Consider the following 14,194-nt stretch of genomic DNA (forward strand, 5'->3'; position numbering starts at 1 on the left):
CATCATTCATTCCTATGAACGAACAGATGAGCAATGAAAGCGGCCTATGCGATTTAACTCACTTACACCTTAACTTCTGTTACTTCTTTTCAATCGTTAATGCATAAGCGTTACTACTTGAACGCATATCAGCATCTCTTACTTCAACAAAATATTTACCTTTGTCCAATGATAATGTGTCAATTTCTTGATCACCTGTCATGTAGTGGTCCATCTTTTTCACTAATTGACCTTTCGCATTATAAATCGTCACTACACCATCTAACTCGACTGGTGCATTGAACGTAAACGTATAGTTCCCTTTTGCCGCAACATCCAATTGATAGTAATCTTTATCGCCAAATGGGACGCCTGCATTTAACAACCCTTTCGCTTCCCATTTCTTATCATTGACTTTCTTCAATGAAAGTGGCTTTGATGGAACGTTGTTCACTACTTTAGAATCAGCGTCTTCATCTTTTGTATTTAAGGCATTTAGTGAGAGTTCATAGCCATTTACGTTAGAGCCTGTCCAGCTTTCTAAAATAAAGAAGTAGCCCACATCTTTTTTCGCTTTAAATGAACCTACTTCAGGTTCATTTCCCCAACCGTAGTCGTAAAACATCGCACTATTAATTTCACTACCGTCCATTCGCATATTGCCGTTTGTATCTTCGACAATTACTGCAAGTGGATCTAACGGTAATGTCAAGTGAAGGGGTAACCCTGATTTTTCAGATGCTGTTGCTTGTAGTGGGTTAACATAGAAACCAAATAATCCATCAGCTTGACGATGCTTATAGTAGAACATATCTACATCATTTTGCTTCATAAAGTTTCCTTTCACTTTACTCCCCGCTTTTAACACCTTTGACTTAATGTCAGTATCGTTGTTTTCATTCTGGTCTACAATATCGTCTTTGATTTTCTTTGATGTTAGTTGATAGGCATCAAATGAAAGGTAGCCTCCGTTCTCTACTTTCACAAAATAATGCTTAGACTTATCTAGATGTAGCGTTGCATACGCTTTTTGCTCGCGATCTGTATGAAGAGCTGGATGATCTTCAAACCAAGAATTCGTCACTTCGAACAACGTATCTGTTTTAGGATCATACTCGTAGATACCTATGTTCGGCTGTAAGGTTTTTGACTTACCCATCGCAAATTGATAAATAGCTGATTCATCTACATTTAGCTTGAACCAATCTTGATCACCCATCACTTGGAAGTAGCCTTTTTGTGTTTCACTGATATTCATCTCTTGTGCACGTTCTTTAATAAGAGCGACTTCTTCTTTTCCATATTCAGACCATCCGAAGAAGAAATTCATATCGTACGTATCTGCTAATAAGCTAGATTTACGAGAGAATCGAGCTTGTGGATTCATTTCTTTCATCATTTCTTCTAGTTCTTCCGGTGTCGGCTCTTGTTCATAAACTGGGAAGCCATCTTCATCCTCTGGTAATTCCTTCGTCGTCACATTGAGCTCATAAGGTAGTAAAGAACCTGCTGATTTTACATTTGATGTTGCACTCATTGGCCCACCAAACAAAAAGTCAAAAATAGAAGAATATGACGATGCCTCAGAAGACACTTCAAGGATATACTGCATTCCAGGTGAAGCTTCAAATGTAAGTGATTCTCCTTTGCTGTAGCCGTAGTTATTGCTCACAAACTCAGCGTGAGGCCACATATCTTTTTCCCACTCCGGTAAATCGGCGGGCGGCTCTTCGTTAAACATATCAGCTGTATACACTTTTAACTCTGTATCTAAGCCAGGAAGAGCAGATAAATCCACATTTAGCTTTGTTGGTTCATCAAATGTAAACGTGTAGTAGTGTTTACCTGCTGCATCTTTCTCACCTAATAATTGTAAATCTGATTGTTTAAACGGAAGCGATGCAATTGGAATTGGCTCTTCTTTTGTTGCTTTTAACTCTTGATTTGGCTGATCTTTCATCACTTTTAATTGATACGTTGATTTTCCCTCTTTGCTGTAGTTTTCATTTCGATCTGCTACACCAATGACTAACGTTCCTTTGCTGTCGGCTTTGTATAAATAACCTTCTACTTCGCCTTGTTTAACTGTTTGAACTTGAACAGGCTCTGCACTTTCTGTTTTTCCTTCTGGATAAAAACGTAACTCAAGCTTGTAGTCGTAGTTGGCCGCTCCTTCTAAAATAGACTGAACATAGTCACCTTTGTTCACATCTACTTTATACCAATCTTTTTGCTTCATTGCTTTTAACGAACCTGTTTTCGTCGCACCTTGCTTTGCAGCATCGATAGCTACGGCTGCTTTTAACACCTCTGAAGCTGTTTTCTCTTTAAACGAAGGAATGTCTTTCACATCCATCTTTAATGCCGCAACCGGATCAACTAATCCATGACCATAATCAAGGTCAAACCCTTTGTTCCCTAAGTCTTTCGCTGTTTGCTGTAAAATGTAATTGACTTGATATGAATTTAAGTCTGGATATTTTGATTTAATTAATGAAGCCACACCCGCCACAATCGGTGATGACATTGATGTACCGCTCATGTTCGCAAACGTCGATCCTTTAAATGGTGTATAAAGAGATGAATAAACATTTTCTCCAGGCGCTACTACATCAATACTTGGACCATATGTTGAAAAGTAAGCTTTTTCATTTTTGTCATTTGTTGCACCAACGCTAATGACACCATCAAACGAAGCAGGATATTCATAATTCATCTCAGCACCATTACCCGCTGCCGCTACAACAACAATTCCTTTGTCTACTGCTTTTTTTACAGCATCTTTAATAATTGGCGATTCATAATAGCTACCTATACTCATGTTAATTACATTTGCACCTTGCTCTACAGCATATAAAATTCCATCAGCAACAGAGTAATCAGTTGCTCCCATCATGCCACCAAACACGTCAATCGGTAAAATAGTCGCATTTGGATTCACACCTTTTCCACCGATTCCATTATTGGCTTCACCAGCAATAATACCTGCTACATGTGTTCCGTGCTCTTCGGGACGCCCTGGGTTCGCTGGATCATTTACACTATATGGAGCCAATACTTTATTTTTTAATTCAGGATGATTAACATCAATTCCTGTATCAATTACCGCTACTTTTACCTTATGATTCCCTGCTAGCGTCAATGCTTTATCAATTTCTAAGAGCGAAAGGTGATACATCTCCTTCATTTTCGGATCTGCTTGTCCACCAAATTTTTCGACTTTCACACTCGGTGTAGCAGATACCACACCTCCTAATTGACGGTAGGCCCGTAGCGCATCTTCAAGCTTCTTTCCCTTTTGCAACTTCACCACATCGTATCCAAACTCCGGATACGTACGAATGACCTGCCCACCAAGACGACGATGATCCGCAGCTGATAGCTTTTTACTATACTTCACAACAATCGTGTCTTGGCTATATTTTTTCATTTCTTCTTGCTTTTGTTTGTACAGTAACTTCGTTTTTTCTTTTGAAGATAATCCCAATCGCTCTTTTGCATCGTATTCTGGTTTCTCTACATTCGCTGGTGCTGCAGATACAGCAGTCGGAATGACGAGTGAAGATGCAATACTAGCAACAACCGCTTTCTTTTTCCAATTCTTCATCTTTTAAAAGCCCCCTGTTATTACCTGAATTTTACCTACAATATATAAGACGGCTGAATGCAGGTAAAAGTTTCATATAAAACTATAATTTTCTAATTAATAGTTAAATAGAACTATTAATTATCAAATTCCTTAAATTGGATATGGAATAAAAGAGAGACTCTACCAATTTAAGATGAAAGTGGAATTGAACAGTGCTATACTAAACCTAGAAAATTAGTTAGAAAGGCCAGGAGAAGAAAGATGTTATCTTACATCAAAAAAATGATTGGTGACAACCAAGAAAAGCGCATTAAAAAATACTATAAATTAGTTGAAGAGATTCAATCTCTTGAAGAACAGTTTGCGACGCTCTCAGATGAAGAGCTACGACATAAAACGATCGTATTTAAAAAACAATTACAGAACGGGAAAACCATTTTTGATATCCGTGCCGAAGCATTTGCGACAGTACGTGAAGCTGCAAAACGCGTTTTAAACATGCGACACTTTGACGTTCAACTTATTGGAGGTCTTGTTTTATCAGAAGGAAACATTGCCGAAATGCCTACAGGGGAAGGAAAAACACTCGTTGCTTCTCTTCCTAGTTATTTGCGAGCGTTAGAAGGAAAAGGCGTACACGTCATTACCGTGAATGATTACTTAGCCAAACGTGACCGTGAACTCATCGGACAAATTCATGAGTTTTTAGGCTTAACCGTCGGCTTGAACCTACCAATGATGGGATTAGAAGAAAAGCAAAAAGCTTATCAAGCAGACATTACATACGGAGTTGGAAATGAATTTGGCTTTGATCACCTACGTGACAACATGGTCTACGAAAAAAGCCAGCGTGTACAACGTCCTTATCATTTTGCCATCGTTGACGAAGTCGATAGTGTCTTAATTGACGAAGCAAAAACACCACTGATTATTGCTGGTAAAAGTGGCGTAAGCGCAAACTTCCACCAACTATGTACGCGTATTGCAAAGACATTCAAACGTGATGTGGACTATCATTTTGACGAAGAAACGAAAGCCACAAGCTTTACAGAAGAAGGCATTGAGAAAATCGAAAAAGGATTTGCTATCGATAATCTTTATGACCTTCAGCACCAAACGTTGTATCATTACATGATTCAAGCGTTACGTGCACATGTAATGTTCACGCGTGACGTCGATTATATCGTGCAAGACAACAAAATTTTATTAGTCGACATGTTTACAGGGCGTCCAATGGAAGGACGTACATTAAGTAACGGCCTTCATCAAGCAATTGAAGCAAAAGAAGGCGTCGAAATTACTGAAGAAAACAAAACACAAGCGTCCATTACGATTCAAAACTACTTCCGCCTGTACCCAACCCTTTCTGGTATGACTGGTACAGCGAAAACAGAGGAAAAAGAGTTTCAAGAATTATACGGAATGGATGTTATTCAAATTCCAACGAACCGTCCGATTCAACGTGAAGATCAAACCGATCGTGTCTATGCAACGATTGATCAAAAATATAAAGCGATGGCAATTGAAGCAAAGCGTATTCATGAAACAGGGCAACCTATTTTAATTGGTACCACCTCCATTCTTCAATCTGAAAAAGTAGCGGATTACCTAAAAGAAATCGGCCTCTCTTATCAATTGCTTAATGCGAAAAGTGTAGAACAAGAAGTAGATCTTATTTCACTTGCCGGTCACAAACATCAAGTGACCATTGCAACAAATATGGCTGGACGCGGGACAGATATTAAGCTTGGTGAAGGTGTGGAAGAGCTAGGTGGTTTATTTGTTCTTGGAACAGAGCGCCATGAGTCTCGCCGTATCGATAATCAATTAAAAGGTCGCTCTGGTCGTCAAGGTGATCCTGGTCGCTCTCAATTCTTCATTTCAATTGAAGATGACATGTTCCGCCGATTTGCAAAAGAAGAAACGGAAAAGTTTGAGAAGAACCTTAAAACAGACGAAACAGGATTAATCTTAAATACTAAACTTACAGAATTTGTTGATCGTGTACAGCGCATTTGTGAAGGTAGTAATTATGCAGTTCGTGAGTACAACTTAAAACTAGATAATGTGATTAACGAGCAACGTTCAGTGATTTACTCTCTTCGTGATAAGACGCTTGAGGGTGATGACAGTCTATCTGTGATTGAACCAATGGTTTCATCTTGTATCGACTATGCAATGAACGATTATTGCCCAGAAGAGTTGCTTCCAGAAGAGTGGGATGTTCAAGCGTTAGCAGAGGAAGTAAACGCACTACTTGGTGAAAAAGCTGTTTCATTTACCCACACTGTACATGACCGTGATGAAATTGATCAAGCTGTGAAACCTGCGATCGAGCACTATGTGGAGAAGCTAACGCTTTATAAAGAAGACGAAGCATTTCAACGTTCGTTAAAGCCCCTTCTTTTAAATGCGATTGATGTAGAGTGGATTAAGCACCTTGAAGCGATGGAACGCTTAAAAGAAGGCATTGGTTTACGTGGATATAGTCAAGAAGATCCGATGCGCCAATATCAACGTGAAGGATTAGAATTATTTACGATTTCTTATCACGAATTAGAAAAAGTCGCGGTGAAACAACTCTCGAGCCTTATCGAAGCAACAGAAGAAATGCGACAAGGAAACTTATCATAACAACGGAGGTTACACATGCTTTCATTTTTCAAACGAAGAGGAAAAACCCCTGAGAAGCAAGGGTTAGATAGCACAGTTGAATCAAAAGAGATTGTCGATATTGAAGAAGCAGCTGCTGAAGAAGAAGTACAAACAACGTTATCCATTCATCCTGATTGGAATGTATCAGAAGAAGATCGTTACATTTATCAATTTATGCATAATAGCTGCGATCCATTAAAGCCAAATCAACTTTCTTTATCAGGTCTTGATTTGCATCGCGAAGAAGGTATAGGAAGTATCACCGTTACAGCGCTTGTACGTAGCAGTCTTTCACAAACGATTCAACTACAAGCTGCTCCGCTCGTGTTAATTGGACCAAACAATGAAATACTCGCAAAGAAAACATTTGATTTAGCAGCAATCGGAGAAATTCCAGCCAAATCAAGTCGCCCGTGGCAGTTTGTATTCGAAAAAGAAACAATTCTAGCAGCAGAATTGCCAGAAAACGAGTGGAAGTTGGCGTTTCAATTAAAACCATCTCATCAACTTGATTTAGATGAAGCTTGGAAAAAGTCATTAACTCCTGATCAGCAAGCATCATTAAAAGAGCTTGTTGAAACAAAATTACCACCATTAAAAGAAGGAGAAGTGAACTTCACAGGCCTTCAAGCGAATCGTCCAGAAGATAAAAGTTTGCACATCACTCTTTTAATTCGAAATGGTAGTGACAAGGATTTAACATTGCAGCAACTTCCTCTCTTTGTTGAAGATGCAACAGGTGAAGTTGTGGCAACGGGTGGTTTTACATTAGATAATCTAATGGTAAAAGCACATACAACAAAGCCATGGACCTTCATCTTTCCTGCTGAACTTGTTCAAAAAGAAGAAGTGGATTTAAGCAAATGGCGAGCATATGCGAAACAATAATTCTTTTAGAACTAAACAAAGCTGTTGAGACTTCATCTCTCAACAGCTTTTTTGTATCTTTTTTTCGATTTATTGTTATACAATGGTCAACATCCAACAAAATAACCCACGACCTCAAAGCAGTTGGGTCATGGGCTATTTTGTTACGTTTTCTCTATTATCTTAGTAATTACATTATAAAATAAGTCAGTTTGACGCAAAGTCTTCTACCTTTTCGTCAAACTGAAATGAGAAAAACGCCTAATCTATTAGGCGTTTTTCTCATTGGGCTACCAACCGAGGTTATTATTTCAAAAGAAGGAAATATTTCTCTCTGCTTCTATTCTATCACCGAAACCTCAATTGGACAATTGGTTTTTTTGTTTTTCTTTAATTATTTTTAGTCATACTTTACGAGCCTCAGTTACAAAAATATGGGCGTTTTTATGTCGAGGCTTTTACCTTTTGACGCTCTTGCTCAATACTTGTTGAGGCAATTGCATACGCAATCATCAACAAGAAGACGAGGTCTAACAAGCCTGTATGAATTGAAATAACAAAGATTGTCAGGACAAAGCCATAAGCAAGTGATTGATACGATTTCACACCTGTGCGCTGCATTTGGTTATAGATCATTGATAAAACAGCTCCATATAATGCAAAACCAAGTGCAATGGCAATATAGCCACCTTCGATAAAGAATTGACCAATGATGGTTGGTGTCGTTGTACGCCCAGGACGTGTCACATACTTGCCTTCATCGACTGTTCGTTCATTAACAACCTGTGTAATCATCATACGAGGTGACGTCTGTTCACCTGGTAACACCGTTGAGAAAATGCCTGTGTGCAAACGGCCATACATGTAGCCACTCTCTTCTGTATGCTCTATGATTTTACTTACAACGATACGTCCTGTTACCATTTCACCCGTCATTGCTCGTACCCACTTCGGCGTACTATTTATTTTACGGATGAGCTCTAAATCTTTTGATACCTCTTCTTGTTCACGAGGCTGTTCTACTTTCGGGCCTTCACGACTGTTAAACTTTTGTGTTGTATCTTCAGTTACAATACGGAACAAACCAAATAGAGAAAATGATACCCCGATAATAACCATAAACAAAATAAGCCAAGATGTTTTAATTCGTTTCACAATGTAGTGGAAAACAATTAAAGATGTAAAGAACATAACCGCAATCGGTGTACGATATCCCATTAAAATGAATGCAACGAATACGAATGCAAGTAAAATCAAGTAAAATAATTTACGTTTTGATGTTAGTTCTTTTTCTTTAATCACGCGGTAACAAATTAAGAAAATAACCGCAAACCATAAAAATGAGCTTAAAAAGTTTAGTTTTGGATCTAAGTTACGACGAACTGATTCATCTGTAATGCCAATTTGACCTGTGGCTAACATAATGATGTAACTAACAAGCCCGATAATCCCTAATAAATATAAGAAATAAATCGTTTTTCCTTTTAAGAAGCCAAGTCCAAACGCTGGAAACGTCCAACCTAATCGCTGGATCGCGTATACCGCTAAATAGTAAGCAGCTAATCCAACTAAAATCGGCCATAAAATATTCTTATGCGCTTCAAAGTACTCAATTCGACCAAAGTCAAAAATACTTAAAAAGAAGTAAATAACTAAAATCGCAGGAAAGAATATATAAGGCGAAAATACGTCATGCTTGTTAATAGCCTGAATGAGGCGATTATTTTTAAACATATTGTTTTTCAGGGTAAAAAACGACTTACGTTTAATCCCCACTTACCTCCCTTCACGCGCTTGGCGTCTAAATTCTTTAAGGTTGATTAACTCTCGCACGGATTGTGATTTCATGAACCATAAAAGGATAAAGTAAACGAGTGCACCGATTACTCCCATAATAGCTACATAAAGATACACATGAAGCTGTTGAAGTGGCAATTCCATTTTTGCAACCCAGAGTACTCCTAGCATTCCCGCTGTTGCAATCGTCATTTTCATATATTCTGAACCGACATAACGCAAACTGAAGCCCTCAATCATCCGATATAGGGTTGTGAATGTGATTGCAGAATAAATAAAGCCAACAAGTGAAAAGGAAAGAGCTAGACCTGATGCTCCCATTGTTTTGGATAGAATCGCATTTAAGATGACATTACAAATGATCGAAATAATACCGACCTTAAGCATATAATGTCCTTTTTCAAGTGTATAAAACCCTTTTGCAATAACAGCTTGAATACTATAGAAGACCACAGAACCTGTGTACAAAACAGCATATTTCGCTGTTTCAGAGGCTGCATCTGCTCCAAATGCTCCTCGCTGGTATACAATCTGAACGACTTCTTGCATTAAAAAGATCATTCCTGCAACCGTTGGCGCTAGCAATAAGAACATAAAGGAAAGTCCCTTTTCAATTCCTCGCTTAAATAAACCCATGTTATTTTCCGTCTTCGCACGAGCAATGATTGGAAAGATAATCGTAGCAATGGTCACTCCAAATACCGCTTGTGGAATGTTCACTAGACGAAACGCATAGTTTAAATTTGCTAAAGCCGTTTTATCCTCTAATTGAGCAGAGAATAGCGTGTTAACAAACAAGTTAACTTGCCCAACTGCAATCGTCAGTCCAACCGGTAAGAAGATTAAATAGAATGCATAGACTTCTTTTCGATCGATTGATTGCTTCCAATCGAGAAAATTCTTTGGTTTTACGTACACTAACTTGATTAAGAACGATAAGACCGTTCCAATCAAATAACCAAGTGGTACGGAATAAATGCCTAATGACGTATGAAGCAACATTGCACCACCGATCGTACAAAGAACGACAATCGTTTGAGAAAAGGTTGAAAATGAGAACTTCTTCTGAGAGTCAAAGTACCCTTCGTAGACAGCATTAATGCCGACTAAAAAGACAGAGCCGAAGTAGATGATGGATGTCCAAATCGCCACTTGGATGACTTCTTCTTCCCCTGCCCATTTCGGGTAAATCAGAGGCATTAAAAAAGGTGATAAAGCGATGCCAATAATCGATACAGCTAACGAAATCCAAAACGTTCCTTTTAAAATGTTCGTTAAGTGCGAAAAACCTTTTCCCTTTGCTTCAAATTTATAGTAGCTAGGTAAAAAAGCTTCTTTCATTCCCGTTAACATAAATAAAATAAACGCATTTGGAATCGTCATGGCAGCAAAATAAGCACTGGCCATAGCCGTTGAACCGAAGTAGTTTGCAATGACTACTTCACGTATCATACTCGAAAATTTCAGAACAAAAGTGGAAACAAAAAATAAAAGAGTTGCAAACCTTAATTTTGACATAGCAACCCCTTCTATCCTTTTAATACTTTAATTAGAAATTTTGGTAGCACAAGCTGTCTCTTCCAACGCCATGGCTCTTTTAATAATCGATACAACCACTCTAATCCGAAACGTTGAAAAATAGCAGGTGCACGGTTTAAACGACCTGAAATCACATCAAACGAACCACCTACACCTTGATACACAGAAGGAGAAAGCTTGTCCTTATGTGCGATGATCCAATTTTCTTGTGATGGACTTCCGAGTGCGACAAAGATAATATCTGCGTGTGATTCATTAATGCGGGATTGAATGACCTGTTCATCTTTTTCATATCCATTTAATGTGCCAACAATTTGAATACCAGGATACATTTCCTCAAGCTTTGCTTTTGCTTCGTCAGCAATGCCTGGCTTTGCTCCATACAGGAAAACTTTCTTTTGATGAATAGCTGCTTCTTTACAAAGATGAAGCATCATATCAATTCCTGTTACACGATTACGAATCTTTCCACCTTTTAACATCGAAGCCAAAAGAATACCGATTCCATCTGGAATTTGGTACGTGGCTTGATTTAAAAGATAATGTAACTCTTCATCTTCTTGTGCTTTCATTATTTTTTCCGGGTTGATTGCAACAATAAATGACTTTCGCCCATGTTCGATATCCTCTAACAATTTTCCGGCTAATTGTTCATATGTATCGCTACAAACATCTACCCCTAAGATGTTTTCTTTCATCAAATCACCTATTCAAAAGAGTTCTTGAGCACTTATCGCTCAAACTACATACAATCTATTTGGGCCGCACTATAACGAAGAAGCGGTATAAAAAGAAGTGGAGAAAGACGGGCAAATTGCCCATCTTTGCTCCCTTACCTTATAAAGATGAGTTTTTGGAATCACCTAATGAAACAACGTCGAATCCAGCTAATTCCCACTTTTGACGATCAATGCAGTTTTTCGTATCAAAAATAACTGGTGTGCGCATAGATCCTTTGACTGTTTTAGGACTTAATTCTTTAAATTCATTGTGATCTGTTAAAACGAGAATTAAGTCTGCGTGAGAAACCGCTTCTTCTAAGCTTTGTGTTTGACGCGCTAACTTGTTCTCTTTAATATGTGGATCAAAAGCTGTATAGTCTACGCCAGCTTGTTCTAGGTGATGAATCACTTCTGTTGAAGGACTTTCACGCATATCATCAATGTTTCCTTTGAACGCTAACCCTAGTACGGCTACACGACCATGCTGAATCCCTTTTTGCTCAATAATGCTCTTTGCTTTTAATGCTGTATATTCTGGCATCGAGTCGTTTGTTTGACGAGACAATGAAATAATCTTCGCTAACTCAGGTTGAAGTTCTACTAAGAACCATGGGTCAACCGCAATACAGTGACCACCTACACCAGGGCCTGGTAAATGAATATTTACACGTGGATGATAGTTGGCAAGTTTAATCGCTTCCCAAGCATTCACTCCAATTTTTTCACTGATTTTAGCCAACTCATTTGCAAAAGCAATATTCACATCGCGGTACGTGTTTTCAATTACTTTTACCATTTCGGCTGTTGTCGCATCCGTTACATGAATATTTCCTTTAACAAATGTTTGGTAAAGTTCAACAGTTAGGCGACTTGATTCTTCATTAATTCCACCAACAATACGGTCATTGTTAATTAACTCTTCAAATACTTTACCTGGAATCACGCGCTCAGGTGAATGCGAAACGAAAATGTCTGTTCCAATCTCAAGGCCTGTTTCTACTAATACAGGTAGCATCACATCTTCTACTGTACGAGGAGGAACAGTTGATTCTAAAATCACTAAGTTGCCTTTACGAACAAATGGAGCAATCGATTTCGTTGCTTCACGCACGTAATTTAAATTTGCTGTTTTATCCGCATTAATTGGAGAGGGAACGGCGATGATAAATACGTCCGCTTCTTCCGGTTTCGTTGAAGCAGTAAAGTTTCCGCTTTCAACCGCTGATATTAAGCGTTCTTGTAATCCATTCTCTTCTATGTGAAGTTGTTTTTTATTAATTAATTCAACTGCTCTTTCATTTACATCTACACCATGAACCATTAAGCCATGGTTTGCAAACATCACAGCTGTTGGTAGTCCAATGTAGCCTAAGCCAACTACGCATAACTTCTTTGTCATTGCAGAAAATCTCCTTTGTATGACTTCCTTTGTAATTTTAACCTACATGATATTATATCGAAAAATACAAAATCATGATAGCATTTATCGAAAAACATGAAAAGAATTTATCTCTTGCCGCCTCAATGGGCTGTGCATATTTCTATCATGATACATAAAAAACAAACCTTACTTCCTAATAAAAAGACTGAAGAAACTTAAAAACAGGAGGTAACAATTCCTACCTATTTAAAAAGAAAAGTTGAGTATCCTTATTATTTGTTTAGAGGTTTATTCTTATTATCATTTCACACAACAAAAAAGTCGCTTATAAGCGACTTTGTTCGATGGACTCTCGACCGATTGATACGTACGTAATCGGATGTTTCTTCGCTTCTTCTATGGTATAACAATTTCGTCCGTCTAAAATGATTGGTGTGTGCATCTTTTCGAGATAAGTCGTTAGTGGCAAGCTCTTTATGTCGTTCCACTCTGTTACGATAAACGCAACATCTGCTTCAGTAATGGCATCAACTGGAGATGCGGCATATTGAAGCTTTTCACCAAATAACTTCTCCACATGTGGCATCGCAATTGGATCATACACAGATACGTGTGCGCCATCTTTTAATAAGGCATCAATTAACAACAGAGACGCTCCTTCACGGATATCATCTGTGTTCGGCTTAAAAGCAAGACCTAGTACGGCTACGCGTTTTCCTACTAATGAGCCAAGTCTTTCAATGGCTTTTTGATAAAGCACAACTCGCTGCTTGTCGTTCACTTCAATGACAGACTGAAGCATCGGAGACGTGTAATCCTGTTCACTCGCTAATTGAAGCAGTGCTTTTGTATCTTTAGGGAAGCAAGAGCCACCATAGCCAATTCCTGCACGTAAAAACTCTTTTCCAATGCGTTTGTCCATGCCAATCCCTGATGACACATCATCAATGTTCGCACCTACTCGCTCACAGATGTTGGCCATTTCATTAATAAAGCTAATTTTCGTAGCTAAAAATGCATTCGCTGCATATTTAATCATCTCAGCACTGCGAATGCTCGTTTTCACCATTGGTAAACGAAACGGCTCATATAAAGCCGCTACTTTCGATGCTACTTCTTCATTTTCTGCCCCAATGACAATTCGATCACCATTGAATGTGTCATAGACAGCAGAACCTTCTCGTAAAAATTCTGGATTTGACGCAATGTAAAACTGAACATCATGCTTATTTTCCTTTGTTAGAATCGCTTTTACATGTTCATTTGTTCCAACGGGTACCGTACTCTTCGTAACGACAATCGTATCTTTTGTTGCATGCGTCGCAATGGCTTTGGCTACCGCCTCTACGTATTGTAAATTCGCTGACCCATCTTCTCGCTCAGGTGTTCCTACGGCAATAAAAATGAAATCTTTATCTTTATACGCTTCGGTTGCTAATGACGTAAAGTGAAGGCGACCTGCTTCAATGTTCTTTTTCATTAGCTCTTCAAGGCCTGGCTCATAAATTGGTGAAACACCATCTCTCATGCGTTGCACTTTCTCTTCATCTATGTCATAGCACGTCACATGATAGCCGACCTCAGACAAACAAACACCTGTCACAAGGCCTACATATCCCGTTCCTGCAATTGAAATTTCCACAAAACTACCTCCACACATCTACA

8 protein-coding genes are annotated in these 14,194 nt (G+C 38.6%); 2 read left to right on the forward strand and 6 right to left on the reverse strand.

Translation table 11 applies throughout. From position 1 onward, the window contains the following. Nucleotides 1-79: 79 nt before the first annotated feature. Entirely contained in the window at nucleotides 80-3,586 is a 3,507-nt protein-coding gene (locus DIS06_RS07230; RefSeq protein ID WP_110112572.1) for a S8 family peptidase, read from the reverse strand. Between the two features lie 243 nt (nucleotides 3,587-3,829). Here DIS06_RS07230 and secA2 point away from each other — a divergent pair, with 243 nt between their 5' ends. Next, nucleotides 3,830-6,202 carry an accessory Sec system translocase SecA2 gene (secA2, locus tag DIS06_RS07235; protein ID WP_110112573.1) on the forward strand — a complete coding sequence of 791 codons (2,373 nt, stop codon included), beginning with the start codon at nucleotides 3,830-3,832 and terminating at the stop codon, nucleotides 6,200-6,202. Between the two features lie 15 nt (nucleotides 6,203-6,217). Then, nucleotides 6,218-7,111, forward strand: a complete 894-nt coding sequence (locus DIS06_RS07240; protein WP_110112574.1) for an accessory Sec system S-layer assembly protein — start codon at nucleotides 6,218-6,220, stop codon at nucleotides 7,109-7,111. 423 nt (nucleotides 7,112-7,534) lie between these two features. Here the strand turns inward: DIS06_RS07240 and DIS06_RS07245 are convergent, their stop codons facing one another. The 5 genes from DIS06_RS07245 to DIS06_RS07265 all read right to left on the reverse strand — a co-directional run bounded on the left by DIS06_RS07245 (nucleotide 7,535) and on the right by DIS06_RS07265 (nucleotide 14,171). Beyond that, nucleotides 7,535-8,866, reverse strand: a complete 1,332-nt coding sequence (locus tag DIS06_RS07245; protein WP_239421938.1) for an oligosaccharide repeat unit polymerase — start codon at nucleotides 8,864-8,866, stop codon at nucleotides 7,535-7,537. Next, nucleotides 8,867-10,405, reverse strand: coding sequence for a murein biosynthesis integral membrane protein MurJ (gene murJ, locus DIS06_RS07250; RefSeq protein ID WP_110112575.1), 1,539 nt, complete (start codon nucleotides 10,403-10,405; stop codon nucleotides 8,867-8,869). Nucleotides 10,406-10,416: 11 nt separating this feature from the next. After that, entirely contained in the window at nucleotides 10,417-11,124 is a 708-nt protein-coding gene (locus DIS06_RS07255) for a WecB/TagA/CpsF family glycosyltransferase (protein WP_110112576.1), read from the reverse strand. 139 nt (nucleotides 11,125-11,263) lie between these two features. Further along, on the reverse strand, nucleotides 11,264-12,547 hold the full coding sequence (locus DIS06_RS07260) for a nucleotide sugar dehydrogenase (RefSeq protein ID WP_110112577.1): 1,284 nt from the start codon (nucleotides 12,545-12,547) through the stop codon (nucleotides 11,264-11,266). A 307-nt stretch (nucleotides 12,548-12,854) separates the two neighbouring features. Then, complete coding sequence (locus tag DIS06_RS07265; protein WP_162595911.1) at nucleotides 12,855-14,171, reverse strand: UDP-glucose dehydrogenase family protein; 1,317 nt, start codon at nucleotides 14,169-14,171, stop codon at nucleotides 12,855-12,857. Nucleotides 14,172-14,194 lie beyond the last annotated feature (23 nt).

Source organism: Bacillus sp. CGMCC 1.16541, assembly GCF_003184905.1.
Taxonomy (GTDB): domain Bacteria; phylum Bacillota; class Bacilli; order Bacillales; family Bacillaceae_H; genus Priestia.